Annotated in this window: 20 protein-coding genes; 4 read left to right on the top strand and 16 right to left on the bottom strand. The window is 41.5% G+C overall.

What is annotated here, in order from left to right:
• Positions 1 to 73 precede the first annotated feature (73 nt).
• Together EHR06_RS03740 and EHR06_RS03735 are read right to left on the bottom strand one after the other, a co-directional pair.
• On the bottom strand, positions 74 to 2,095 hold the full coding sequence (locus tag EHR06_RS03740; protein ID WP_244288480.1) for a 7TM diverse intracellular signaling domain-containing protein: 2,022 nt from the start codon (positions 2,093 to 2,095) through the stop codon (positions 74 to 76).
• A 167-nt stretch (positions 2,096 to 2,262) separates the two neighbouring features.
• Positions 2,263 to 4,347: a 7TM diverse intracellular signaling domain-containing protein gene (locus EHR06_RS03735; protein ID WP_135755772.1), complete on the bottom strand. Its 2,085-nt coding sequence runs from the start codon at positions 4,345 to 4,347 to the stop codon at positions 2,263 to 2,265.
• A gap of 66 nt (positions 4,348 to 4,413) precedes the next feature.
• Between EHR06_RS03735 and EHR06_RS03730 the strand changes: the two genes are divergently transcribed.
• Entirely contained in the window at positions 4,414 to 4,863 is a 450-nt protein-coding gene (locus tag EHR06_RS03730) for an SRPBCC domain-containing protein (RefSeq protein WP_135755771.1), read from the top strand.
• 8 nt (positions 4,864 to 4,871) lie between these two features.
• Here EHR06_RS03730 and EHR06_RS03725 read toward each other — a convergent pair whose 3' ends face one another.
• The 3 genes from EHR06_RS03725 to EHR06_RS03715 are packed head-to-tail and all read right to left on the bottom strand — an operon-like array spanning position 4,872 to position 9,268.
• The gene (locus tag EHR06_RS03725; RefSeq protein WP_135755770.1) at positions 4,872 to 5,696 is read right to left on the bottom strand and encodes an SDR family NAD(P)-dependent oxidoreductase; all 825 of its coding nucleotides are present in this window, start codon (positions 5,694 to 5,696) and stop codon (positions 4,872 to 4,874) included.
• Between the two features lie 2 nt (positions 5,697 to 5,698).
• Positions 5,699 to 7,531, bottom strand: coding sequence for an alpha/beta hydrolase (locus EHR06_RS03720; RefSeq protein WP_135755769.1), 1,833 nt, complete (start codon positions 7,529 to 7,531; stop codon positions 5,699 to 5,701).
• Positions 7,532 to 7,540: 9 nt separating this feature from the next.
• On the bottom strand, positions 7,541 to 9,268 hold the full coding sequence (locus EHR06_RS03715; protein WP_135755768.1) for a GMC oxidoreductase: 1,728 nt from the start codon (positions 9,266 to 9,268) through the stop codon (positions 7,541 to 7,543).
• A gap of 104 nt (positions 9,269 to 9,372) precedes the next feature.
• Between EHR06_RS03715 and EHR06_RS03710 the strand changes: the two genes are divergently transcribed.
• Entirely contained in the window at positions 9,373 to 10,902 is a 1,530-nt protein-coding gene (locus EHR06_RS03710) for a metallophosphoesterase (protein WP_135755767.1), read from the top strand.
• Position 10,903: 1 nt separating this feature from the next.
• On the opposite strand, the gene EHR06_RS03705 is transcribed toward EHR06_RS03710, so the two are convergent.
• Complete coding sequence (locus EHR06_RS03705) at positions 10,904 to 11,743, bottom strand: sterol desaturase family protein (RefSeq protein WP_135755766.1); 840 nt, start codon at positions 11,741 to 11,743, stop codon at positions 10,904 to 10,906.
• Between the two features lie 98 nt (positions 11,744 to 11,841).
• Between EHR06_RS03705 and EHR06_RS03700 the strand changes: the two genes are divergently transcribed.
• Both EHR06_RS03700 and EHR06_RS03695 read left to right on the top strand, forming a co-directional pair.
• Positions 11,842 to 12,462, top strand: coding sequence for an adenylate/guanylate cyclase domain-containing protein (locus tag EHR06_RS03700; protein ID WP_135755765.1), 621 nt, complete (start codon positions 11,842 to 11,844; stop codon positions 12,460 to 12,462).
• Between the two features lie 251 nt (positions 12,463 to 12,713).
• Positions 12,714 to 14,441 (top strand): hypothetical protein, encoded by a 1,728-nt coding sequence (locus EHR06_RS03695; RefSeq protein WP_135755764.1) that lies wholly within the window; start codon positions 12,714 to 12,716, stop codon positions 14,439 to 14,441.
• A gap of 83 nt (positions 14,442 to 14,524) precedes the next feature.
• Here the strand turns inward: EHR06_RS03695 and rpsG are convergent, their stop codons facing one another.
• The 10 genes from rpsG to secE all read right to left on the bottom strand — a co-directional run bounded on the left by rpsG (position 14,525) and on the right by secE (position 26,420).
• The gene (gene rpsG / locus EHR06_RS03690) at positions 14,525 to 14,998 is read right to left on the bottom strand and encodes a 30S ribosomal protein S7 (protein WP_008594381.1); all 474 of its coding nucleotides are present in this window, start codon (positions 14,996 to 14,998) and stop codon (positions 14,525 to 14,527) included.
• 11 nt (positions 14,999 to 15,009) lie between these two features.
• Positions 15,010 to 15,384: a 30S ribosomal protein S12 gene (gene rpsL, locus EHR06_RS03685; RefSeq protein WP_008596375.1), complete on the bottom strand. Its 375-nt coding sequence runs from the start codon at positions 15,382 to 15,384 to the stop codon at positions 15,010 to 15,012.
• Positions 15,385 to 15,459: 75 nt separating this feature from the next.
• Positions 15,460 to 19,665 (bottom strand): DNA-directed RNA polymerase subunit beta', encoded by a 4,206-nt coding sequence (gene rpoC / locus EHR06_RS03680; protein WP_135755763.1) that lies wholly within the window; start codon positions 19,663 to 19,665, stop codon positions 15,460 to 15,462.
• A gap of 15 nt (positions 19,666 to 19,680) precedes the next feature.
• Positions 19,681 to 23,361 (bottom strand): DNA-directed RNA polymerase subunit beta, encoded by a 3,681-nt coding sequence (rpoB, locus tag EHR06_RS03675; protein WP_135755762.1) that lies wholly within the window; start codon positions 23,359 to 23,361, stop codon positions 19,681 to 19,683.
• A gap of 135 nt (positions 23,362 to 23,496) precedes the next feature.
• Positions 23,497 to 23,883: a 50S ribosomal protein L7/L12 gene (gene rplL, locus EHR06_RS03670; RefSeq protein WP_008595726.1), complete on the bottom strand. Its 387-nt coding sequence runs from the start codon at positions 23,881 to 23,883 to the stop codon at positions 23,497 to 23,499.
• Between the two features lie 58 nt (positions 23,884 to 23,941).
• Positions 23,942 to 24,475, bottom strand: a complete 534-nt coding sequence (gene rplJ, locus EHR06_RS03665; RefSeq protein ID WP_086448168.1) for a 50S ribosomal protein L10 — start codon at positions 24,473 to 24,475, stop codon at positions 23,942 to 23,944.
• 26 nt (positions 24,476 to 24,501) lie between these two features.
• Complete coding sequence (gene rplA / locus EHR06_RS03660; protein WP_100709197.1) at positions 24,502 to 25,194, bottom strand: 50S ribosomal protein L1; 693 nt, start codon at positions 25,192 to 25,194, stop codon at positions 24,502 to 24,504.
• A 3-nt stretch (positions 25,195 to 25,197) separates the two neighbouring features.
• Positions 25,198 to 25,626 carry a 50S ribosomal protein L11 gene (rplK, locus tag EHR06_RS03655; protein WP_100709196.1) on the bottom strand — a complete coding sequence of 143 codons (429 nt, stop codon included), beginning with the start codon at positions 25,624 to 25,626 and terminating at the stop codon, positions 25,198 to 25,200.
• 41 nt (positions 25,627 to 25,667) lie between these two features.
• Positions 25,668 to 26,213 (bottom strand): transcription termination/antitermination protein NusG, encoded by a 546-nt coding sequence (gene nusG, locus EHR06_RS03650; RefSeq protein ID WP_020770487.1) that lies wholly within the window; start codon positions 26,211 to 26,213, stop codon positions 25,668 to 25,670.
• A gap of 24 nt (positions 26,214 to 26,237) precedes the next feature.
• Positions 26,238 to 26,420, bottom strand: coding sequence for a preprotein translocase subunit SecE (secE, locus tag EHR06_RS03645; protein WP_008595351.1), 183 nt, complete (start codon positions 26,418 to 26,420; stop codon positions 26,238 to 26,240).
• Positions 26,421 to 26,460: the final 40 nt, after the last annotated feature.

The following is a 26,460-nucleotide window of genomic DNA, read 5'->3' as shown; positions in this document are numbered from 1 at the left end:
AATTTCGAAATCAGTATCTCTAGTCGATCTATCCTTATACGGACGGATCGATTAAAGTCAGAGTTGTAATCATTTAACCCAGATATTCCAAAACGACCATTGCCATGTCATCATGAGAACTTTGTTCTTCTTGGGTGAAATGTTGGATCTTTCCGATCACCGAGTTACAAAAAAGTTCAGGCTCTAATTCCGAAAAATTTTTAAGAAGATCCAGAAATCTATCGTCTCCGTAAAAGTCCCCTTCTTTGGACCTTGCTTCAGGAAGACCGTCCGTATAAAGGATAAGTTTATCTCCCTTAGTCAGCTCGGTCTTTAAGGTTTGGTAATTAGGAGTGGATAAGAACTCATTGATCGCGATTCCGGAAGGGCGATAGGTCTCATGTTTTCCATTAGATTTACGGATCAATATCGCTTCCGGATGACCTGCATTTGCAATTAAGATCCTTCCTGATTCGGGATAGAATGTGATCATGGTAGCGGTCACAAAATTTCCGTTCAGTTTTCCCATGAGCTGTGCTCTCATTTTCGCAAGCATGTATCCCGGATCGCTTAAATAGTCGGACCAATCCGCAAGAGCCATCTTTACCATTGCAGCGACCATTGCGGCACCTGTTCCATGTCCGGTCACATCGCAGATAAATATTCCCAGAGCTCTTCCTGTTCTATCGGAGATCAGATCCACGAAGTCTCCTCCCACATGAAGCATGGGGATACATCTATACGCGATCCTTACATTATGCGCTTTTGGGAGAACGGAAGGAAGAAGTGAAAATTGGATCTTTCCGGCAATGGCGAGATCCTTTTCGATCAATTTTGCCTTAGCTTCTATATCCAGTTTTTGCTCTTCTATCGTCTTGGTCCTTTCAATCACCAAGGTCTCCAAAGAATCGTTCAGAGTTTTGTGCATTTCCAGATTTTCTTTTTGTGCTTCGAAAATCTTACGCTGTGCGTCTTCTTTTTCTTTTTTGAGGATATTGATCTTATCGGCCAATGCAAATGAAAATAACAATGCGGACATAGAAGATCCGATATATAATCCGTCATCCGCCCAATTAGAAACTCCAACTAAGTTCGCAAATTTTAAGACCACGAACATTCCGGAGATACATAAGAAGCTGAACGCCAATAGAAAGTATCTGGCCGGTCTATAATTCTTGAAAAAACAGATAGAAGCGGCGATTAAAACCAAAGAAGGAGCAAGAATGCTTAAAGCGAGACTTACTTTTACGGTAAGTTCAGGAGGCAAAAATAGAGGAGAAAATATTAGAAAAGTATGAAGTCCCCAAGTGAAATGAAGAGAATAATTCAGATAACGATTTATATTCTCTTCCGTATTCAAAAACTTTTGGGCGAATAAGACCAAGGATGACATACATATTCCGGTAAAGACTACGTATAAATTCCTCTGCAGATCCGGATGTTCCGACCATAGGTATTGGAATCCATGACCGGTAAGGACCAATTGTATCCCGAAAAATCCGAAAATATTGGTCACAAAAAATAGATAACTGATATCACGAGTGGATAAGAATATCAATAAATGATAAAGGATCATCACACACATGATCCCGTAATACAATCCAAGACCTAAATGAATATCAGCGTTATGATGATAGAATGTTTCCGGATTCCATAAGATCAGAGGAAAAACCAAACCACCGCTCGTATTCAGCTTCAGATAAAAAGTGCGGATCTGTTCCGGCTTAAAATCCAAAGTATAGATAAAATTTCTGTGATTTACTTTTCGAACAGGATAAGGGAAAGCCATTCCACTGGAATTGATTAACTCCTGTTTGCCGGATATATCCTCCGCAAAAAAATCCACTCGATCTATATTCGTATAATCTATTTCTAAAATTTTTCGGATCTGTGTCTTTTCTGGGTTTTTAAGGGTAATCCTGATCCAATAATCGAAGTTAGTCTGTCCGAAGTTCAGAGGATCCATATCCGATTTTTTAAATTTTCCGGAATATTCTCCTGAAGAGGCCTTCTCTATTCCAAGACCCTTATTAGGATCTTCTAAAAAATAGACCTCGGTACTAATTCTTTTGCGTTCTACTTGGGAAGATAAAGGAATAGCCTCCTCAGAAAACAAAGACGAGGCCGAAAAACATAAAATTAGAACGAAAACCTTGAATAGGTACATTGGAATACGTTTGTAGGAATATTTTACTCCTCCCTTCTTTAGGAAAGAATAAAATAGCCTTTTCAAGTTCCCAATAGCGGATGATTTGTCAGTACCGGATGCCGTTCGGCACCGGGCTATTCTTCTACTTCTTCCAACTTCCGATCATGAGTTACAGGGTACAAACGTTTTAAGTAAAGTTGTGTCGCTTTATCATCCGGGAAGATCGAGATTACATTCTCGAATTGTTGTTTTGCCTCCTCGAATGAGTTGGAATAAAATGCCTTCACACCTTTTTCATAGGATTCTTTGGTCTTTAGTTTTAGATCCTGGTGTTGAGGTTCGTCCCCATCGAACACTTCATAAACGGAAACAGGTCTTTGTTTACCCTTTACTTTTACTCTATCCAAGAAGCGGAAATGGAATTTGCCGTCTTTTTTCACTTCTTCAATCGTACTTTCACTGACTGCAATCCTGGAACCATACACTTTAGTAAGACTCTCAATCCTAGAAGCCAGGTTGACCGTGTCTGAAATTACTGTACCTTCTAATCTTTCTTCCGCTCCAATTGTTCCGAGCATTAAAGAACCTGAATGTATTCCGACTCCGATCTGAATAGGAATATACCCTTGGCGATGCCGATGTTCATTGTATTCTTTCAAATACCTTTGCATTTCCACACCGGCGGATACGGCATCTATTACGTTCCTTTGAAATAATGCCATGATCGCGTCACCGATAAACTTATCTATAAACCCGTTATGTCTTTGGATAATCGGGCTCATTCTGCTCAAGTAAGAATTGATAAAATTAAAATTCTCAGCGGGAGTCATCTGTTCCGACAATGTGGTAAAAGAACGAATATCGCTGAATAGAACCGCCATCTCTTTCTGGATCTGATCCCCGAGCCTGACATCTAAGATGGAGTCTTTTCCCAAATTGGCTAAGAAATCTTTTGGAACAAACCTAGCATAAGACTCCGTGAGTATCTTTTGCATCTCCAAGGTTTTCGCCTGGGCTTCTTCTTTTTCCTTCTTCATAATATTGATACGATCCGCTAAGGCGATGGAAAGAAGGATCACCTCCATCGTAGAGCCGAGATACAGACCGTAATCCGCAAGAAAACCGGGACCCAAAACGTTAATAAAACGAAGAACTACGACCGTTCCTGAAACCGTAAGAACTGTGAACGCCAAGAGAAAATAACGTGCGGGACGAAATTTTTTCAAGAAGCTGATTATAGTCGCCATCGGTATTAAGATCAGTGCCGGCAGAGTGAGAACCAACGCTAATTTTACGGTAACTTCAGGTGGCAGAACCAATGGAGTAAATAACAGTAACCCATGGGCTACCACCGTCACTTTCATGGATTTGTCCAACCACTTCGGAACATTTTCCTTAGTATTTAAGAATCTTTTGGTAAAAAGTAAAACGGAAGCGATAGAGATCCCTGTAAAGACCACATAAAAATTCCTTTGTAAAAAAGGAAACGCAGGCCACAAATATTGGAATCCATGACCGGTAAGAACTAATTGTATTCCTAAGAATCCAAGAATATAGGATACATAGTAAAAATAACTCACATCTCTTACGGAGAAGAAGATGAAAATATTATAGAGGATCATTACGATCATCACTCCATAATATAAACCTAAACCGTGTTGAACGTCCGCATTATACTGGGAGAATGTTTCCTTATCCCAAAGGGTAAGCGGGATATTCAAACCGCCGCTGGTCCAAGTCATTAAATAATAAGTCTTTTGCTGTCCTGGCCCTAACTCTATCTGATAAACGAAGTTTCTATTCTTAAAACTTCTAGCAGAAAAGGGAAAAAGCATCCCGCTCTCTTCTTTAGAATAAGTGCCGTCGGAATTCGGTTTATAAAATTGTACTATATCAATATTGCTGTAATTGATCTCTACAAGTTTAGAAACTAACTCGGGAGTATCGTTCTCGAAAGTCAGCCGAAACCAATAATTATAATTTAATTGTCCGAAATCTAATGAATTTTTATCGGATTTAATGAATTTAGATCCAGCATCCGGCTTAGAAATATCTTCGAATGTCAATTTCCTCTCCGGATCTTCCAGATAATAGACTGACTTTCCTAACGGCAGCCTTTCGATATCCTTACTAACGTGTATTTTATCTTCTGCTGATAAAGAAGAATTCGCGAATAACGCGGCGAAGATGATATGGAGAATAAAACTTTTACAATTCATAAATTACCGAATTTTAAACATTTATTAGATAGACATTTTTCAGATAGAACATCAGATATGTGACGAATGAATCCTCAAACAATCGTCACCTCGATAGAAATCCAGGCATCTCCTGAAAAAATTTGGAGTATTTTTACCGACTTCTCCAAGTTTCCTTCCTGGAATCCTTTCTTAAAAAGGATTCTCGGCAAACCGGTGCAAGGCGGAACGATTATTGTTTTCGATTATTATTTTACGGGAGTGTATCTACCCACCAAGGCATTGATATACGAACTCACCGATTCTAAATCCATATCTTGGAAAGGTGCCTTTCCGCTCTTTTTCAAATACATGTTTGCCGGAGATCATCGTTTCACTTTCGAAAAGATCACCCCCGGTCGCACCAAATTCAGTCACACTGCGATCTTAACCGGAATTATGCCTAGTGTATTTAGTTCGCATATCCAAACTGCAGTGCGTAATTCACATATAAAAATGAATCAAAAATTAAAAGAGTTAAGCGAAGATAATTTCTAATTCGCTTATCAATCAAAAACCCCTTTTCTTTTCCATGATTCGAAATTTCGAACTCCTTTTTTCGCCATGATCGGATAGATCAAAGATAATAAAGAAGGAAATAATAACGCAATTCTAGCCAGTAGCCCTTGAGAATATGGAACATAGATCTCAGCTTTATCCGTTTGGATCGCTTTCCAAATTGCCTTTGCGACCGCAGAAGGTGGTAAAGGTGGATTTATATAAGCCATAGGAGAACTGTCCCTAGATGCCATATATTTGGTCATAGGAGATTGGATCGTTCCTGGAAGAATGGAACTAACTCTTATGCCTATCTCTTTCCATTCCAAATATAAACTTAAAGCGAATCCTCTAAGTGCAAATTTAGTCGCACTATAAATGGAATGATGCGGAGCAGGAACAATCCCCGCTAAAGAAGATAAGATCACTAATTTACCCTGCGATTTTTTAAGAGAGGGCATTCCCAATTTAGTCAATCGAATGGTTCCGATGATATTGATCTCTATTTGCTCATCTATCTCATCTTGGGAGAGGTTCTCGAATTTAGAAGGCCTCATGATCCCCGCATTGTTCACAAGAACATCGATCTTTCCGAATTGTTTTATACATTCTTTGATCGCTTTTTCTGAATCAACAGCCTTAGAGATATCACAAGGAAAAACAATATGATCTTTTCCTAATGTATCGGCGAACTCTTTTAGATCCGAGGATTGTTTCTGCAGATCCGTCAAAAAGAGAAGATATCCTTTTTCCGAGAGAAGGGACGCAGTCTCTCTGCCGATCCCTCCTGCTGCTCCTGTTAGAAAAACGACTGGGCGGTTTTCCTTAGACATATTTATCCTTTTTTCACTCCGTTGGAATTCTTGCGCAGGAACTCCACTATCCTTGGGAACACGTCCTTATCGCTCTTTTTCCCCATCAAAGTATCCTGATGGCCATAACCCTCGGCGATGAACAGTTCGTTTTTATTTCCCGGATTCAAACGATTTAATGTTTCGTAAGCAATAATATTAGAATCTTTGAATACTTTATTCTGATCCCCTGTCATAAATAAGACCGGAGTTCTGATCTCGGATGCCTTATCTAGATAATTATTCGGAAGAGATTCATAGCGAGTATCCGTAGGAGTATACTTGATCATAGCCTTACGACCTACGGCTTTTCTGATATGTCTATAATAGTTCATAGAAGTTGCACCGAACAAATCCCCCACCCTTCTATGAGTGATGTCAGGAAGATTCGCGTGTTCGTAACAAGCAGGCCATCCGGTTCCCCACATCAAACTCAGCATATGGCAGGCCGGCTCGTCGCATTCGTGATGGAATAAACTCACGAACTTTGCGAGAACTTTGCCGGAAGCAAATCCCGGAAGATAATGCCAACGAGGATTCACATTCGGGAATCTGAAAACAGACTCCATTAAAAAAGGAGAGAATGCCAATTTGATCTTAGACCAAGTAGGCACATTAGGGGTCAAGGAAACGCTATTGGAGACTACGCTAGTGACTCCGTCTATCTTTCCTCCGAACAAACTCATGAAGAAGGAAATGGATCCTACACAATGTACGACAAAGTGGATCCTTTTCCCGGCGCCAACTGCGTCTTTTATTACTTTTAAAGCAGCAGGAACATCATAAAGAGCTATATCATCCAAAGTATATCTATGAGGAAAAAGATTATAATTAAAACGTAAACTTCCTCTCCAATCAAAACTCCAAACATCTGTAAATCCGTTCTCATGCAGATATGTAACAAGGTTCTTATGTTCAGGCATAACGAACATATCCGTGGAAGTAGTGAGTCCGTGCATAAGGACTACAACATCCTTACTCTCCTTCTTCTGAAAACGTACCAGATTCAGGGAAATTTTATCATCCGTAGTGAATGGATGAAAAGTGATCTTTGAATTTTTGACTCCGTCCAGAGTGAATACTGGAATATCCCTTTCTCTCCATAATTCAGGTTCCGCTTTCCTGAATTGGGCTCCGTAGATTTCCCAGAGATTCCCCATGAATAATTCGCCGAATCTGAATAAAGCGTCCTTTCTTTCCGAAAAAGTACGACCATTGGACTTGAAAGTCGTCATCTGCTTAATAAAATCTTTTTCTAATATATGAAGGATACCTTTTGCGAGAACCTTTGCTTTAGGTTCCGCTTTTTCATCCACATATCCTTCGTATACGGTCGTATAAAGTGTAGAAGTATCTCTCCAGATATTTAAAATACCGTCGTCTACCACCTTCTTGAAACCGTTTAAGGTGATCTTCTTACCTGCTTTGTTCTTCAGGAACAAACGGTACTTCATATGTTTTTCATTGGCGGAAGGTTTTCCATAATCCACGAAACAATTGAAGATACCTTTTTCTACTTCGAATCTTCCTCCTAAAGGCTGGCATTCTACCCAGCCGATAGCTTCTCCAGTTTCATTAGGATCATATACAAAGAACTGAGTGTCGTTCACACGTATCGTTAGGTGGAACATTAGATAGTTTCCGGCCTTCTTCCCCGCAGAATAATCCTCTTGATAATTAAAAGATCCAGGCATGGAAACGAAACCTTTCATTTCCTCGGTAAATTCCAAACTAACCGGATGTGAATTGACTCCTGTTTTGCCTAACTTAGATTTGCCGGCATTTTTCTTTGCTTTATTTTTCGTCGCTGTAGCCAATCGAATATCCTACCTTAAACTTGCATTCGGCTTCTTGCCCGTAATTCCTTCCGCCACCATTTCCGAAAGAGCGGAAATGGTCATAGAAGGGTTAGCACCCACTGCGGTAGGCAATAAACTGCCATCCGCAACATATAAACCTTCGTAACCGAAAACCTTACCGAAAGTTTTAGGATCCGAAGAACAAACTCCCAAATTCGCGGAAGGTCCTAAAACACATCCGCCCAAAGGGTGAACGGTAACGTTATTACGGACCGGCCAAGAATATGTCGGCATCGGGAATCTTGTTTTTGCATCGGTGAATTTCGCGAACCTTTTGTTCACGTCCATTATGGTATTATAAAGCGTTAAGTTCTCTTTTTGAGGCCATTGTATCTGAAGATTTCCTTTTTTATCCAGATACATCTTTCCATCGGAAGTATCTATCCCCATACAAAGAAGGACTGCGGAAGTATAAGAAAGATCCCCTTTCAGAGCTTCACTCAAAAGAAATCCGATCCTGCCGAAAATTTTTCCGCTTATGATACTCTTGAATAGCTCTCCGATAAAATGGAAAACGTACTTTAATCTGAAAATGACAGGGATCGCGCCTGAAACAAAATAAGAAGCGAATACAGGATAACTTGCATCTTCCAGCAAGAACGCTTTTTTAGAATCGAAACCGGAGAACAGATTATAATCCGTATACTGAGTGATTACCGGACCATAATTCGGATCCGCAGGCTTCTTCCCTTTAGCAGCGAAAGAAAGGAAGTCTCCGTTCCCAGAGAATTGTGTGCCTAGTTTATCGGAGATCTTAGTTAAGGTTTTGAACTTTGTTTTACATTTAAGTAGAAGTTCCGTAGACCCCAAAGTTCCTGCAGAGACCACGATACGTTTAGTATCCGCAAAAGACTCAGAACTTTGTCCGTTTTGCAAATTCAAATAATGAACTCTATAACCGTATTCACCCGATTGAGAAGGATCTTCTTCTCCTTTGTTATTCAAAGGAACAATTTTAGTAGCAAGATGTTCCGTCTTGATCTCAGCCTTATTGGAATTTCTAGCTACAAAAAGATAATTTAGGTCCAGAGTATTCTTAGAATGGGTATTACATCCTACATCACATTCTGCACAATACGTACAGGAAGTTTGGACTGCCCCAAAACGGTTTTTTTCCTGGACTCCTATAGGAGTAGGCTTTTTAAAATCGTTACCGAAAAATACGTTGATGTCCGCTCTTTTAGAAACTCTGGACTCGTGTTTAGCAAAATTTTCGTATAATTCGGTGCGAACTACTTTACGTCTATCTTCTCCAGTATTCGGAATGGGTCTTGAGCCCAAGATATCTTTTACTATTTTATAATAAGGTTTTAAATGTTTCTTTTTAATAGTTTCAGGCCAGCGATGATCGAAAATATGATCAGGCGGTTCTAAAAACACGTTTGCATAGATCAAAGAACCCCCGCCTAAACCGGCGGAAAGGACCACATCTAGTTTTGGATAATTACGAATATCGAATAATCCAGTTTGTCTGCCTGCTTTTTTAAACTTAGAAGATCTAGGAATATGACCTTCTTCCGGAATGTTCCAGAAATTTTTGGACATTCCCTCCGGAGATCTAGGAAAAGAACCTTTAGGATATTCTTTCCCTCGTTCGAGTACTAAAACTTTGCCCGGCCATTTTTTAGATAAACGACAGGCATTGATCGAACCGCCGAATCCGGTTCCGATTATTATAGCCTCGTAAGATTTCAAGTAGACCTCCTAACGTCGAAAAATCTACTTATTTGCCGCATTTACCTAAAAATAGCAATAATTAATTGATTTTATTAACGTTTTTTGAATGATTCACTTCCTAAATGCCTAAGAGTAAAATTAAATATATCGTTATCTCCGACATTCACCTGGGAGCATATAACAGTTTACTTACATACATCGAAGAGTTTCCGGATCCAGTAAAAGATTCGGATAGATTCAAAGTAAATCCTCAGAAGACTTCCCCTGCACTTGCAGAACTTCTAAACTGCTTAAAACATATCGTTCACTCGGTAAACGGTTCTTCCAAGCCGCCTCAGTTCATATTATTAGGCGACGTGCTTGAGTTAGCATTAGGTGATATTAACGAAGCATCCATGACCTTCGAAAGATTTTTGGAGATCGCATATAAGGAAACAAAACATCATTTTTCGGAAAGTATTCTATATATCCCCGGCAATCACGATCACCACCTTTGGGAAACTGCAAGAGAAAAGCAGTATATGGAATATATAGCGAACCTAAAGCCGAATCAGTATATAAATCAAACTTGGCATACCACTAAGATGGTGAATCCGGATTTCATACAATCGGATCTGCTGACTGGAATTTTAAGAAGGAATAAAAAGTTGAAGAAGGCGGAAGCGGTTATCGCTTATCCAAATTTGGAAATCCCTTCTAAAGACGGAAAACGTTCCGTGTTCTTAACCCACGGGCATTTTTTAGAAAACATCTATTCTTTGATGAGCACTGTCCAAAGAGTTCTATTACCTGAAATAGATGAGGACAAGGATAAACCAAAGTCCGCTCAATCTGTCTGGGCAAAGATGGGGAATTATATCCCTTTCCGAAAACAGAAAGAGGTCCCGAATCCCACATCTATCTACGTGTTAGAAAGGGAGAACTTCGCATGGATCGACTTCTTTTGGTCTACACTTGGAAGATCCGGAAAAGTAGGGACAGGTATCGGACTCATTTACGATATGCTGCAAGACGAAAAAGCGGTAAGCAGATTGGCGAAGAATGTGGCGGACTATGCGGTTCGAAATCTAAAAGTCGCTCTCTTTCTCAAAACTATTTTTGCATGGGTACTTAAGTCCATTCTTACTAAGGTCGTAGTCAAAGTGGGACAGGCAGAGAGAGGGATGTCTGATTCGGTTCTAAGTGATGAAGTAGTCCATAATATGGATTCTTATTTGGGAGAAACCCTTCCTGCACAATGGAAAGCGGAAACACAAAAAACCAAAAGAGAATTCCCGAACGATTATACATTCATTTTCGGTCATACACATAAACCGTTTGCAGTCGAAACCCAGGACTTAGGTTTAAAAATTCCAGGCAAAGAAGTATTTAATACAGGCGGCTGGGTGGTAGATACGATCCAACCGATGTCCTCCCACGGAGGAGCAGTATTATTCATAGACGAAGATGCAAACGTAGCTTCCTTTAAGGTTTATACCGAAGGAGAAATAAAACCAAACTTCTTAGTTCCGGACGGGAAAACCAACCCGATGTACGAAACATTGGTGGAGAATATAGATCTCCAAAACAAAAAATTCGGAGCCTTATCCAAGTCTTTAGACGAAGAAATACGTCTCAGAAGAAGATTATTAAAAGTAAGGATCAAAGAATAAATTAAGATTTCTGCAAATAGGTGGAGGAGATAACGGAGATCTGCTCCTTCTTCTCCGCGCCTGCATTATTCTCGAAAATTTCGGAATAATCCTTAAAATTTGTCCCCATTATTCTATCCCAAAAATTAAAATAGAGACTATAGTTCCCATGAAATTTCTGGTGATGAAGATTATGATGAGTAGAAGTATTGATCCATTTTAAAAAAGGGTGAGTAGTCCAGCCTTTAGGAAAGAGCTCATATCCAAGATGCCACCAAATATTCATGATCATCGCATAGAAAGTATGTATCAAAAATACATAAAAATGGAGAGGAAGGATACATAGAGCGGGAACAACATATACACCTTCTAAAAAAGCTTCCAACCAATGAAAATTATAAGCCGCCATGGGAGAAGGATTTACGGATCTATGATGCACAGAATGTATATAATGATAAATTTTTCGATGATGCATGATCCTATGAGCCCAATAAAACCAGGTTTCATGCCAAATTGTAAGTAATACAAAACTGAATATCGCATAACCTAAACCGTATTCGGCAAAGTCCTTATATGTTTTTATATGAAGTATCTTCAATTTTCCTAGAACATATACGGTAACTGCGATCGTGCTAAACATGATAAGAGTAATTGCGGATTGTTTTAATTCAAAGATTACCCTTTCTTTTTTAGGAAAATCTTTTTGGATCCTAAACTTTTGAAAAAAATCCTTTTTCCAAACCCAAAAAACCAGAAATGCAAGGCCCGCAATCGGATAATAACGCAGGAAATTCATCTTTAATTGATAAAGAGCAAAGCCGGATACACAATATTCCCAACTTAATTCACAAACGAATCTCATTCCAACCTTCCCCATTCAGAATAACCGATTTTAAAGATTTAGTCTTTCAAAAAATAGGTCGACGGATCCGGACAAAAACGCTTCACTAATCGATTCTTATGGCATTCAAGAGAAGTATATTCGCAAGCGCATCCGAAGATAGATTGGAAAACCTAGTTTTAGAAAGATTAAAACCTGGAGCGGACAAGGAAAAAATAGACGCCCGCATTTGGGACTTATTCGGAGAAGTTTGGTGTATTATGTTCACCGATCTTTCCGGATTTTCTCGCGGTGTTGAAAAATTCGGGATCATCCATTTTCTACAAACCATCCACGAATCCGAAAGAGTGTTAGTGCCGATTATAGAGGATCATGACGGGATACTTCTCAAATCGGAAGGAGATAGTTTTTTAGTGATCTTTAGAAATGTCGGGAAAGGACTCCAAGCAGCCATCAGAATGCAAAAAGAATTATTAGAATATAATAAAGATAAAATCCCGGAAGAAAAGATACTTCTTTGTGTCGGACTAGGCTACGGAAAAGTTTTGAAAATAGGAGATTCGGACGTTTTCGGCTCGGAAGTGAACACAGCAAGCAAATTAGGAGAAGATACCGCCGAAGCGGGAGAGATACTGATCACTCAAACCGTTTTTGATAACGCTCAAGAAACCGGTTTAAAATTCGAAGCGATCAAAGATGTTCCTGCGGGAACCAAGGGAGCGTTTAGGGTTTTGTATTAACAATTTCTTTTATTCTTGTTAAGAAGAAATTTTCAAATAACAAATATTATCCTTTTCTACAATATCTAAAGGATAAAAATGAATCGTATAATCTCGATATGATATCTATTTGCGCATTTTTTCGTTCCATAAGATCTATATGGATATCGATAGCCTTTTTTCTTTTATCAAACCTTATACCTTTAGTCTTTTTAAGCCAAGGTAATTCGGTTTGTACAATATCGCCTTCCGGACTCGTTCAAGAGGGCGATATGTATACTATAAAGGATCGATTTTTTTCGGGATGTTTTGTCAAAGGAATAGATAAAAATTTCAAATTTTCTTTAGGGAATTCTTCGGAAAAAAAATTTCATTTATCAATTTTTGATAATGGATCTAAAGTCGGAGAATGGACCGTTATAAGCGGATACACCAGCATAGAGATCCCGACTAAAAACAGTATTGCCAATCTAAAATTCGCCCTAAAAGAACCCATTACGCCGGAATCCAATCTATATTTATTTCAGGTAAAAACTACCGAATATAAATTATATTATAAGGCGATGGTTTTTTCATTAATCGTCTCCCTTTTAATATTGATCCTAAATTACGACAATATCAGACAAAAATCCAGATTACTCTTTGTTTCATTTTTTCTAATATGTTATTCTCTGTTCTATATCTCTTTTACAAATTTGTCAGTCCCATTTATCGGAGATGAACCTCATTATATGGTCCTAGGCGAATCATTGATCGAGGATCTTGATTTAGAACTAAATAACCAATCTAGAACAGATAAACCATCCTTATTATTCGGAGATTTCAGGGATCACAGCATTTCGAAAAACGGAATAGAATATTCGATACACTACCCGTTTTTGGCCCTGTTCATTTCTCCTGCATTCGCAAATCAGCAGGGAATTATCAAACCCGTTCCGGTACTGACTGCAAAAGTATTAATTACGATCGCTTTCTCCGGTTTTTTCGCCCTAATGTTAACGATCGTTCTGTCCGAGATCAGATCCAAATTCGAATCGGTAATTATAGTTTCTACAGTATTCGGAATGCCTTATATTGCTTATTCCAGCCAGATATTTCCCGAAGTATTGATCTCCATTCTGCTTTTCGTTTCCTTTTATTCTCTTTATGAAAATAAATTCGGCCGATTCAAAACCTATATTCCGGCAGTTTTAGTTATCTTTCCTTTTTTGCACATCAAGTTCTTAGCAGTTTCTGTTATTATAATATTGTATTGGATTTATACCTTCCGAAAAGAAAAAACTAAACTGGTAACTGGAACGATCGTATACGGCTTGGGTTTAATTGGATTTATTTTTTATAATCGATATACCTTCGGGTCGATCTCCCCTTATCAATCCAGGGATTTCTTTTTAAGCGATTTAATCAGACGTTATACAGGATATCTTTTCGATACGGATCGAGGTATATTCGCCTTAAATCCTCTTCTTCTTTTTTCGTTGATAGAGATCACTCGTTTATTCAAAAAAAATTTTCTCCGATCAATTTTTCCATTAGCTTTGATCTTCGCAGGACATCTCCCAAATTTATTTCACACGGTATTCTGGTTAGGCTCCTGTCCGGTCGGACGATACTGGATAGCGGTTTATCCGTTAATCGCTTACTTTTCCTTTTTAGGGATTAGGCAGACCTTTGATTATATAGAGGAAAAAAGATCAAAACAATGGGAGAAATACGGCTGGAATTTTTTAATAGGGCTTATAGCCGGTTTATCTCTGCTTCAGACATGGACTTTCATAAATGTACCGGATAATTATTATACCCACTTCGATCATAGATTTATCATGTGCAAATTTATTTTTAGCAAAACAGGTATAGATCTTAAATTTCTTTATTATTCCTTTTTTGTAAATGGGACCGAAATAAGATCATTAATATGGTACTTACTACTTTTGGTTTTTATAACGATCGGATTCCGGATTGAAAAATTCCACAGATCTGATCGAAAACTGGATTTTTAAAATAAAAAAGGGACTCTTTAGGAGTCCCTTCATCAAACTTGTCCGCGGTCTCATGCAACCGCGAACTATAAGTTAAAAGATTCTTACCAGCGATAGTGGCTGAATGCTTTGTTAGCATCTGCCATTTTACGGATATCTTCTTTCTTCTTAATTGCTGCTCCGGTGCCTTTTTGAGCCTCGATAAATTCCGCAGCAAGCTTGTTAGCCATACCTTTTTCGTTTCTGTCCCTGGAATAACGGATCAACCATCTGATCCCGAGAGCTAAACGTCTTTCCGGACGAACTTCGATCGGAACTTGGTAAGTCACACCACCCACGCGGCGGGATTTTACTTCCACTTGTGGTTTAACGTTTTCTAATGCTTCTTTAAAAGTAACGTAAGGATCGTTTCCTGTCTTCTTTTGGATCAGATCCAGAGCATCGTAAAATAAAGATTCTGCTACGGATTTTTTTCCGTCCAACATCAAGCAGTTGATAAACTTCGCGATGTTTGCATCTCCATAAACCGAATCCGGTTGGATCTTGCGTGGTTCTACTTTTCCTCTTCTTCTAGACATTCCTAACTCCCTTACGCCTTAGGTTTTTTCGTTCCGTATTTAGAACGACTCTTACGACGTTTATCGATACCGAGAGTATCCAAGGTACCACGGATAATATGATAACGAACCCCTGGAAGGTCTTTTACCCTTCCCCCGCGGATCAGAACAACGTTGTGCTCTTGCAGGTTATGTCCCTCTCCGGGAATATAAGCGGTCACTTCGATACCGGTTGTTAAACGAACCCTTGCAACTTTTCTCAAAGCCGAGTTCGGTTTTTTCGGTGTGAAGGTAGTCACCTTCGTGCAAACTCCCCGACGTTGTGGGGAACTTTTTAATGCAGGAGATTTAGATTTGTTAACCTGTTTCTTCCTGCCGTGACGTATAAGTTGGCTAATTGTAGGCATGAGTTTCTTCTTTTTAGCAGGCCGGTGACCTATTTTACCAGTTCTACCGACCCTGCTCTATTGTAAAGCTTTCCTTTAATTCTCGTTGTCTTCCGGTATGGCCATCGGAATTTCTTCCTCTTCCACTTCCAGAGGACGATCTAGATCCCCGTAAGTTTCTTTGAACACCGCGACATCGCGATATTTTCTCATTCCGGTTCCCGCAGGGATCATGTGACCGATAATAACGTTCTCTTTCAGTCCCGCTAAGTTATCGGTTTTTCCTTTGATTGCAGCGTCGGTTAACACCTTAGTTGTTTCCTGGAAGGAAGCAGCAGAGAAGAACGACTCAGTATTCAAAGATGCTTTCGTTAAACCTAACAAGATCGGAACACACTGAGCAGGAGATCCTCCTTCAGCTACCACTCTCTTGTTCTCTTCCAAGAAAGCGAAACGATCTACTTGTTGTTGGTTCACGAAAGACGTGTCTCCGGAATCGGTGATTAACACCTTACGCATCATCTGGCGAACAACTACTTCGATGTGCTTATCGTTGATATGCACCCCTTGCAGTCTGTAAACCTCCTGGACCTCTTGCACAAGATATACTTGAAGTGCGGTAACACCTTTTACTCTCAAGATATCGTGCGGATCCAAGTTTCCATCGTCCATTTGATCTCCGCGTTTTACGAAGTCTCCGTGACGAACACGTAATTGTTTTCCGATCGGAATGGTTACTTTTACTTTATCCAGCTCTTCGTTATCAGGAACGATATAGAGAACTCGTTTTTCTTTTACGATCTCTCCGTTATCTTCTATTCTTCCGTCAGTTTCTGCAAGAGTGGTTGCGTCTTTAGGACGACGAGCCTCGAAAAGTTCATCTACCCTTGGAAGACCACCGGTAATATCCCGGGTTTTTTCCGCAACGGTTGGGATCTTGAAGAGGATATCTCCCGCTTTCACTTTGTCTCCGTTTTGCACGGAGATGATCGCATCCACAGGAACCAGATATTCTTCTTTACTTCCGCCGGAAGTTACCACGATCCTTGGGATCAATTTTTCCCTACGCTGCTCGATTACTTTATAATTAACGTTAGATGTCTTAACGTCCTCGTCCCTACGAACGTTCTTACCTACTTCCAGATCCACCCAAGCGGCGGTTCCTTCGATCTCGGTAACTCCAATCTCGTTGAACGGGTCGAATTCTCCTAACGCTTGGTTCGGCTCAGTGATCTGTGCAACTTTTACGTTTAGAGTAGTGGAAGTTTTTACAGGAACAACCGCTTCTTCTCCCAGAATTCTGAAGAGTCCGTCTGCGATTTTTACCGTTCCTGGTGCTTCCGAAGTTACGTTCTCTCCGGAAGCAAGAGTTGCAACCAACTCTCCTTTATCCACTTTCTGTCCGTTCTCAACTCTAAGGTTGGTTAGGTCGGAAGAATTGAACTGTTGGATCAATCTTTGAACTACGATGGATCCACGACGGGAGAAGATTAAACCTCTATCATTCGTTTGCAAAGTTCTACCGTTGATCGCATTAACGACTGCACGATATCCAACTTTGTGTTCCTTCTCTTGTACTTTCGCGGAAGCGGCACCACCGATGTGGAATGTTCTCATCGTCAACTGAGTTCCAGGTTGTCCGATGGACTGAGCCGCGATGGTTCCGACTGCTTCTCCGATCTCTGCCGGAGTCAGACGAGCCATATCCATTCCGTAACATTTAATACAGATTCCCCAACGAGCTTCGCAAGTTAGAGGAGAACGAACCTTGATCTTCTCGTAACCGAGGTTCTCCAGTTTTTGTCCTACTTCTCTAGTGATCAAAGATCCTTTAGGATAAACTACACTTTCAGAAACTGGGTCTACGATATCTTCCGAAGTATAACGTCCGAATACACGGTCGCTAAGAGAAACGATAACGTTCTCACCTTCTTTTACGGTTCCGAGAGTAATACATTCTTCGGTTCCGCAATCTTCTTCAGCGACGATCACGTCTTGGGAAATATCCACCAAACGACGGGTCAGATAACCCGCGTCCGCAGTTTTTAGCGCGGTATCCGCAAGACCTTTACGAGCACCGTGAGTAGAGATGAAGAATTCAAGAACGCTCAATCCTTCGCGGAAGTTGGAACGGATCGCTAGTTCGATGATCTCACCGGAAGGTTTCGCCATCAGACCACGCATACCGGCCAACTGACGGATCTGTTGTTTAGATCCACGAGCACCGGAAGCAGCCATGATGAACACAGGGTTATATCCGCCCTTGTCCTTCTCGAGTTCTTTGAACATGGAGTCGGTGATGAGGTCATTGGTTTTAGTCCAGATCTCGATCACTTTTTTCTTACGTTCTTCGTTAGTGATAATACCTTTACGATATTCTCCGTCGGCTCTCTCTACTTCTTTGTTAGCATCGCCAACAAGAGTAACTTTACCCGGAGACACTCTAATGTCTTCGATAGAGATAGTCGGGCTGAAAATAGTAGCATAACGATATCCTAATTTTTTAATATCGTCCAGCATCAGAACGGTTTGAGCCGGTCCGTATTTCTCATAAACTTCCGCAATGATCCTGTTGGTCTCTTTATCGGAGAGTGCACGGTTCACATAAGGATATCCTTCCGGAAGAACTGTATTGAAGATCAAACGACCTGCAGTAGTCTCCAGGATCTTTCCTTGGTGAAGAACGGAAATTTTAGTTCTATATTCTATCACTCCTCTATCGATCGCGTAAGTAACCTCATCCAGGTTCGCGAATGATTTAAGAGGAACTCCCGCTTCGGTTGGAAGTTCAGAAGTTAGATAATAAATTCCGAGTACGATATCCTGAGTAGGTCCGCAGATCGGGTGACCGTTCGCAGGGTTCAAGATATTGTGAGGAGAAAGCATAAGCATCCATACTTCCAACTGAGCCTTTGGAGTCAGCGGAACGTGGATCGCCATCTGGTCCCCGTCGAAGTCGGCGTTGAACGCGTGACATACTAACGGGTGAAGTTTGATCGCTTTTCCTTCTACAAGGACCGGAAGGAATGCTTGGATCCCTAAACGGTGAAGAGTAGGAGCACGGTTTAACATAACCGGGTGCTCTTTCACTACTGTTTCCAGAACGTCGAAAACTTCTTTTTCTTCTGCTTCTACTTTTTTCTTAGCAGATTTGATGTTAGGAGCTAAGTCCAAGTCCACCAAACGTTTCATGATAAAAGGTTTAAATAGCTCGAGAGCCATCTTCTTAGGAAGGCCCATCTCGTGGTATTTCAGTTCAGGACCGACTACGATCACCGAACGGCCGGAATAATCCACACGTTTACCGAGTAGGTTTTGGCGGAAACGACCTTGTTTTCCTTTCAGCATGTCTGAAATGGATTTTAGAGGTCTGTTACCTTTACCTTTTACGGTACGTTTGCGGCGGCTATTATCGAATAACGCGTCAACCGCTTCTTGGAGCATACGTTTTTCGTTACGAACGATGATCTCAGGAGCTTTTAACGCAAGAAGACGTTTAAGACGATTGTTTCTGTTGATAACTCTACGATATAGATCGTTCAAGTCAGAAGTAGCAAAACGTCCACCTTCTAACTGAACCATTGGACGAAGTTCAGGTGGAATGACCGGAACCACATCAAGGACCATCCATTCAGGACGGTTTCCTGAATCGCGGAAAGCTTCGAGAACTTCCAAACGTTTCAGGATCCTTTTGTCGGAGATCTTTTCTTTTTCTTGGATCTTTTGACGGATGATACGAGCTTCCGCATCCACATCGATACGAGAAAGAAGTTCTTTGATCGCATCTGCACCGATACCGGCAACAAACTTATCGCCGTATTCGTCTAGGTATGCGTGATATTCTTCTTCGTCGATCAACTCACCGCGATTTCTTCCGGTATCAGCCGGATCGATGATCACATATTTTTCGAAATAAAGAACACTCTTGAGCTGATTGATGGTCATGTCCAAGAGAAGTCCCATTCTGGAAGGAACGGAACGATAGTACCAGATATGAGAAACCGGAGCCGCAAGTTCAATATGACCCATACGCTCGCGACGAACTTTGGAGTGAGTTACCTCAACACCGCACTTATCGCAAACCACACCCTTGTAACGGATGGACTTGAATTTTCCGCAGTAACATTCCCAGTCCTTAGTAGTTCCGAAAATTTTCTCGCAGAAAAGACCGTCTCTCTCCGGCTTTAAAGTACGGTAGTTGATTGTCTCAGGCTTTTTGACTTCTCCGTAAGACCATTCCTTGATCCTTTCCGGAGACGCTAATCTGATTGTTATTGATTCAAAATCGTTATTGGATCTCATGCTACCTTACTTCCCTTAGGCGTTCTCGATCGTTTCGAACTTAATCTTCTTCTTGCTCTTGGAATATTCGTCTTCGTAGTCGGAGATATCAACGCTGTTACCTTCCGAGTCGGTGATGACGATATCCAATGCAAGTCCCCTGAGTTCCTGCACCAATACGTTGAAGGATTCCGGAATTCCAGGTTTAATGGAATGGATCCCTTTAACGATAGCTTCGTAGATTCTTGCTCTTCCGAGCATATCGTCCGACTTGATGGTAAGAAGTTCCTGAAGAGTATGAGAAGCGCCGTAAGCTTCGAGAGCCCAGACCTCCATCTCTCCCAAACGCTGACCACCGAACTGAGCCTTTCCTCCGAGTGGTTGTTGAGTAACCAAAGAGTAAGGTCCGGTAGAACGAGCGTGGATCTTATCGTCCACCAAGTGAGCGAGTTTCAACATGTAGATGTAACCGCAGAATACCTCGTTCATGAAAGGTAATCCGGTACGTCCGTCGTATAATTTGAATTTAGAGCTGAGAGGAAGATTTGCTTCTTTGCAATACTTCTCTACATCCGCTTCAGTAGCTCCGTCGAAAACCGGAGTTTCGAAATTGATCCCTAGTTTGCTTGCAGCAAGTCCTAGTTGGGTTTCGAAAATCTGTCCGAGGTTCATACGAGAAGGAACACCTAACGGGTTCAGAACGATATCCATTGGAGTACCGTCTTCCATGTAAGGCATGTCTTCTTCCGCCATGATACGTGCAACGACACCCTTGTTACCGTGGCGTCCTGCCATTTTATCTCCGACCAGAAGTTTACGTTTACGAGCTACGAAAACTTTCACCATTTCTTCTACACCGGCAGGAAGTTCATCTCCCTTCTCGCGTGAGAAACGTTTGATATCGATTACAGTTCCTTCGAAACCGTTCGGCATACGAAGAGAAGAATCTCTTACTTCTTTCGCCTTCTCACCGAAGATGGAGTGAAGAAGTTTGTATTCAGGAGTTAGATCTGTTTCTCCCTTAGGAGTCACCATACCTACCAGGATATCTCCCGGTTTTACTTCCGCACCGACACGGATCACACCGGTTTCATCTAGATCACGGAAAGCCTTGTCCGAAAGATTCGGAATATCTCTTGTGATTTGTTCTTGTCCAAGTTTGGTTTCTCTCGCTTGGATCTCGAACTCTTCGATGTGGATAGAAGAGAAAATATCGTCTTTTACAACTTTCTCGGAGATTAGGATCGCATCCTCGAAGTTGTAACCTTCCCAAGGCATGAATGCCACAAGAACGTTACGTCCAAGTGCGAGGGTTCCATTGTCTACCGCAGGACCGTCCGCAAGAACAGTCCCCTTTTGTAGAATGTTACCATTCTCATCCATTCTTTCGCCGGAAACGATTTGTCCTGCGATAGTAGTTCCTCTGCGAACTTCTTCGCCGTTAGAAACGATCGGTTGGTATTGTTTATTACCGGAGATCAGATTATACTCGCGAACGTTTCCGTTATCCGCAGTCACCTCGATTTTCTCTTTGCTGACTTTAGTAACTTTACCGTCGATCTCTGAGTGAACCACTCCCACTACCGGGGTTTGGTTGAAACAAGTACCTTGGTTGGTTTTTTTGAATTTAGTAAGATCGTAAGTGTCGGATTCTTTTCCGCCTTTACGCTCGATTACCACCTTCTCCGCATCTACGTATGTAACCACACCTTCATGTCTGGAGATGATACAAATACGAGAATCGTAAGCTGCACGAGTTTCCATTCCCGTTCCAACGAACGGAGCTTCTTGTCTAAGAAGAGGAACCGCCTGACGTTGCATGTTAGAACCCATGAGTGCGCGGTTCGCGTCATCATGCTCTAAGAATGGGATCAGCGCAGTAGAAACGGATACCACCTGCATTGGAGCTAAGTCCATGTATTGGATCTCGTTCGGGTTGCGGAAAGGGTAATCCGATCTGTGACGAGTAGAGATCAGTTTATTTTTAAACTCTCCCTTTTCATCTACAGGAGAAGAAGATACCGCGATAGAATGATATTCTTCCTTATCTGCGGTTAAGTATTCTATATTATTGGATACTTTGCTGTTTTTTACTACTCTGTAAGGAGTTTCCAAAAATCCATAATCGTTCACTCTCGCATAGGAAGACATGGAGAGAATGAGTCCGATGTTTGGACCTTCAGGAGTTTCAATCGGACACATACGGCCATAGTGGCTATAGTGAACGTCACGCACCTCGAATCCTGCTCTATCTCTGGAAAGACCTCCAGGTCCTAAAGCGTTCAAACGACGTTTGTGAGTGAGTTCTGCCAGAGGGTTTGTCTGATCCATAAACTGGGACAATTGGCTGGATCCGAAGAACTCGTTGATAACTGCAGTGATTGGTTTGATTGAGATCAGAAGTTGTGGTGTTTGAGTTCCAACTTCTTGGACAGTCATTCTTTCTTTGATCACTCTTTCAACACGAGTGAAACCGACTTTCAATTGGTTAGCGATCAACTCACCAACAGAACGAATACGACGGTTTCCTAAGTGGTCAATATCATCCGGATAGTAATTCTCTGTTTCAGAGATCAGGTTGAGAAGGTAACGTACTGTCTCAATGATATCCGCAGGACGCAGAACTCTTTCTGTTGCACTTGTGAATTCTTTAGGATTATTGAATTCGAATTTGCTATTGATCTTGTAACGACCTACATCACCCAAATCGAAAGATTTAGGAGAGAAGAATAGACGATTCAATTCTGCTTCTGCGTTCTCGATCGTAGAAGGTTCACCCTGTCTCATGATCCCGTGGAATTTCAGAACTGCGTCTTCGTAATCGTTGACTCCGTCTTTTTCCAAGCAGTTCACTAAAACAGGATTATCCTTGTCTTTAGGATATTCTACTAATTCAACTTCCTTCACCTTCATCTCTTTTAAGATGGAGATATTATCTTCGTTGATCTTGGAACCGGCATCGAGCATTACCTCTCCGGTTTCCATATTGATCACATCAGCGATCACTCTACGTCCGATCAGACGTTTGAGTTCCTTAGTAGAAGCTCCTCCGATTTTTGCTTTGGAGGATTTGTAAAAAAGACGCAAGATCTCTTCGTTTGTTCCGTGTCCTAAAGACTTAACAAGAAGAGTCGCAGGGAATTTTTTCTTACGGTCAATTTTAGCGACCAAAATTCCCTTATTGTCCATTTCGAATTCCAACCAGGATCCGCGATAAGGGATCACTCTGGCGGAGTAAGTATCTCTTTCTTCATCATAAGAGAAGAAGATACCTGGGGAACGGTGAAGCTGAGAAACTACAACACGCTCGGCTCCATTGATGATAAAAGTTCCCTGCTCAGTCATTACAGGAAGATCGCCCATATAGACGACCTGCTCGCGGATCTCTCCGGTTTCCTTGATGATGAGTCGAATAACCGCTTTTAAAGGAAGAGCAAAAGTAGCATCTGTGTCCTTACATTCTTGAGGAGATTTTTTAGCGTCTCCTAGAACATAGTGACTGTATTCCATCACCATGTCGTTGTTCGGACTTTCAATAGGGAAGGTTTCTCTAAAAACCGCTTCTAATCCCTGATTTTTTCTTTTAGTGGGATCCTTAACTTCTGATTGAAGAAACCAATCGAAAGACTTCTTCTGAATCTGAATCAAGTTAGGAAGGTAATCCAAATTGGTGATCTTACCGAAGTTTACCCGTTTTCTTTCTACTTGACCGTACATTCGTGTGCTCCCTGGGATGATGGAAAATTATAACTGCGCGAAAAAATGCAATAAGGCAAGGAAGTACGCTGGCCTCCTTGCCTGAGTGAAAGGATTGTAATCAGATATCGAGGAGACAAAGCCTCGGCTCCCTGATTAGACAGCCTTAAGTTCGATTTGAGCTCCGACAGCTTCTAATTTCTTTTTAATGTCGTCAGCTTCTGCTTTCGCAACGCCGTCTTTAACAGACTTTCCGCCAGCTTCTACTAGATCTTTTGCTTCTTTCAAGCCAAGACCAGTGATCTCGCGAACAACCTTGATAACTTCGATTTTTTTATCGCCGAAACCTTTTAATACAACGTTGAAAGAAGCAGGCTCATCTGCTCCTGCCGCTGCTCCGCCACCTGCTGGTGCTGCAGCTGCTACTGCTACTGGAGCCGCTGCGGAAATTCCGAACTTCTCCTCCATTTTTTTAACTAGATCGGCTGCTTCCACAAGGGTAAGTTTGCCGAGTTGCTCTAATAACGCTTCAGTGGTAGACATTTGGTGCTCCTTTGATTCCGTTTGGTCCTTTAAACTACTTACTTACTAAAATTGGTTCTTACTGATTGTTCTTCTCTGCGACAGCTTGGATAGCTCTTGCAAGTCCTGCGATAATTTGGTTCAGACCGGAAGCGATGCTTCTTGCCGGACCGTTGATACCGCCTGCGATCTGAGCCAAGAGTTGCTCTCTTGACGGAAGACCTGCGATTGCTTCCACATCATCCGCGTTCAGAACGGATCCGTCTAAGTAACCCGCTTTCAGAATAAGATTTTTATTCGTCTTAGCGTATTCTTTTAGGATCTTCGCTGCGTTCGGAAGATTCGCATCGGAGAAAATCGCCGCTAGAGGTCCTTGGTATTCGGATCCAAAGGCGATGTTCTTATCCTTATGCTTCTCGGATTCTTTTAATGCGAGTAGGAAGAGATTGTTCTTAATCACTTTCATCTCGGATCCTTCTTTACGAAGTTTCGCGCGAAGATTTGTGATCTCTTCTACTGTAAGTCCGCTGTAGCTGGCTAGGATAAAGTCGCTACGTTTTTCTAATCTGCCTTTTAACTCGGCAACTGCTTCAATTTTTTCCTGGCTGGGCATTGTTCCTACTCCCGTCTACTACATCCTTAAATGGATGTGTTGACCAGTTCCTTAACGTCTACTTTCACGCCTGCACCCATAGTCGGGGAAACGGAGAAAGTTTTCAGATAATCACCCTTTGCATCCGAAGGTTTATCCCGGAGAAGAGTTTGAACTACTGTACGAATGTTCTCTACTAGTTTGGTATGATCAAAACTGACTTTACCAACACCTAGGTGAACGACTCCGCCTTTGTCCGGACGATATTCGATACGTCCTGATTTCAGTTCGCCGACTGCTTTAGCTACATCGTTAGTAACTGTTCCAGCCTTAGGCTTAGGCATTAAACCTTTACGTCCTAAGATCGGTCCCAGCTTACCTACTTCCTTCATCATATCGGGAGTAGCAACGCAAGCGTCGAAGTCGGTCCAACCGCCGGCAACTTTCTCGATCAGGTCCATATCGCCCACGAATTCCGCACCTGCGTTTTTCGCGTCGTTTTGTTTGTCTCCCTTACAGAAAACAAGGACCCGAACCAGTTTACCGGTTCCGTGAGGAAGAGAAATAGTTCCCCTCACGTTTTGGAGAGATTTATAATTTACTTTCGTAGAGATTTCTATTGTTCCATCGAATTTAGAATAAGAAGTAGCCTGAGCCAATTCTACAGCTTTATCGATCGGATAAACTTTAGTTGCGTCGACTTTCTCTTTAGCCGCGCGATATTTTTTTCCGCGTTTCATGAATTAACCCTCTACCGTAACGCCCATAGAACGACAAGTTCCGGCGATAATTTGAACAGCTGCGTCCAGATCATTCGCGTTTAAGTCTTCCATTTTGGTTTTAGCAATTTCTTCTAATTGCTTACGAGAAATCTTCCCTACCTTAGTGGTATGAGGAGTTGCGGAACCAGACTCTAATCCGATCGCTTTCTTAACAAGAAGAGCTGCCGGAGGAGACTTGGTAATGAATGTAAAACTCCTGTCGGAGAATACTGTAATTACAACAGGAAGTTTGTACCCGATTTGGGACTTACTTCTTTCGTTGAACTGCTTGCAGAACTCCATGATGTTCAATCCTGCCTGACCGAGAGCCGGTCCGACTGGAGGAGCAGGGTTGGCCTTACCGGCTTCAACCTGGAGCTTAATCTGCTTTACTACTTTTTTTGCTGCCATTGGCGAAACACCTTATTTGTTTCTCCCGGTTCTCCCACCGGTCAGGGTTCGGTTTTGACCTGTAGATAATCTAATTCCACAGGGGTAGAGCGTCCGAAAATCTCCACCTTCACTCTGAGTCTTCCTTTGTCCGGGAAGATCTCGTCTACGACTCCGGTAAAATTCGCGAAAGGGCCGTCGATAATCTTCAGGCTGTCTCCCACTTTAAACAATAATCGAGGAGTAACTGGCTCCTCTGATTGGAACTCTCCGGTTTCCGCGAAAAGATTTTTCACTTCGTCAACGGAAAGAGGTTCAGGTCCTCCATCTTTTGATCCCACAAAAGTGGAAACAGAAGGAAGACTTTGGATCATGAATCGAAGGTCCTCGTCCATATCCATCTCAACAAGAACATAGCCCGGCATAAGTTTCTTCTTAGTGACCTTCTTTTTGCCGTTCTTCATCTCGGCGACTTCCATGGTAGGAATACGCACTTGAGAAATCTTTTCCTCCAGCTTGCGCTGTTGGATCAGCTTTTCCAGATTTTTCTGGACCTTATTCTCGTGACCGGAATAAGTCTGTAACGCATACCATTTCAAATCAGCCATCATAATCACACTAATCCTAAGTTCTTACAGATTCCAGAATCCGGTAAGAAGCTTCACAAACGCAGTATCCGAAAAGAATAGGAAAGCAGAGAAAAATAACACTGTGACTAGAACTACGATGGTGGACTGCATCACCTCTTGTCTATTCGGCCACTGAACTTTTTTTAGTTCTTCTCTACATTCTTGTATAAATGCGCCAAACTTCACTATAAATCCTTCCTAAATCTCAAAGAACCTGCGGAAAAAC

This window comes from Leptospira dzoumogneensis (assembly GCF_004770895.1).
Taxonomy (GTDB): Bacteria; Spirochaetota; Leptospiria; order Leptospirales; family Leptospiraceae; genus Leptospira_B; species Leptospira_B dzoumogneensis.
This window is presented reverse-complemented; position numbering and strand designations above follow the sequence as displayed.

What these genes read in the sequence shown, in the direction of transcription:
- nusG (WP_020770487.1), bottom strand. Translation starts at nt 26,213, where the DNA reads ATGGCTGATTTGAAATGGTATGCGTTACAGACTTATTCCGGTCACGAG.
- EHR06_RS03695 (WP_135755764.1), top strand. Translation starts at nt 12,714, where the DNA reads ATGTATACTATAAAGGATCGATTTTTTTCGGGATGTTTTGTCAAAGGA.
- rplK (WP_100709196.1), bottom strand. Translation starts at nt 25,626, where the DNA reads ATGGCAGCAAAAAAAGTAGTAAAGCAGATTAAGCTCCAGGTTGAAGCC.
- rpsG (WP_008594381.1), bottom strand. Translation starts at nt 14,998, where the DNA reads ATGTCTAGAAGAAGAGGAAAAGTAGAACCACGCAAGATCCAACCGGAT.
- EHR06_RS03735 (WP_135755772.1), bottom strand. Translation starts at nt 4,347, where the DNA reads ATGAATTGTAAAAGTTTTATTCTCCATATCATCTTCGCCGCGTTATTC.
- rpsL (WP_008596375.1), bottom strand. Translation starts at nt 15,384, where the DNA reads ATGCCTACAATTAGCCAACTTATACGTCACGGCAGGAAGAAACAGGTT.
- EHR06_RS03710 (WP_135755767.1), top strand. Translation starts at nt 9,373, where the DNA reads ATGCCTAAGAGTAAAATTAAATATATCGTTATCTCCGACATTCACCTG.
- EHR06_RS03700 (WP_135755765.1), top strand. Translation starts at nt 11,842, where the DNA reads ATGGCATTCAAGAGAAGTATATTCGCAAGCGCATCCGAAGATAGATTG.
- rpoB (WP_135755762.1), bottom strand. Translation starts at nt 23,361, where the DNA reads ATGTACGGTCAAGTAGAAAGAAAACGGGTAAACTTCGGTAAGATCACC.
- rplA (WP_100709197.1), bottom strand. Translation starts at nt 25,194, where the DNA reads ATGAAACGCGGAAAAAAATATCGCGCGGCTAAAGAGAAAGTCGACGCA.
- rplL (WP_008595726.1), bottom strand. Translation starts at nt 23,883, where the DNA reads ATGTCTACCACTGAAGCGTTATTAGAGCAACTCGGCAAACTTACCCTT.
- EHR06_RS03730 (WP_135755771.1), top strand. Translation starts at nt 4,414, where the DNA reads ATGAATCCTCAAACAATCGTCACCTCGATAGAAATCCAGGCATCTCCT.
- rpoC (WP_135755763.1), bottom strand. Translation starts at nt 19,665, where the DNA reads ATGAGATCCAATAACGATTTTGAATCAATAACAATCAGATTAGCGTCT.
- EHR06_RS03725 (WP_135755770.1), bottom strand. Translation starts at nt 5,696, where the DNA reads ATGTCTAAGGAAAACCGCCCAGTCGTTTTTCTAACAGGAGCAGCAGGA.
- EHR06_RS03705 (WP_135755766.1), bottom strand. Translation starts at nt 11,743, where the DNA reads ATGAGATTCGTTTGTGAATTAAGTTGGGAATATTGTGTATCCGGCTTT.
- rplJ (WP_086448168.1), bottom strand. Translation starts at nt 24,475, where the DNA reads ATGCCCAGCCAGGAAAAAATTGAAGCAGTTGCCGAGTTAAAAGGCAGA.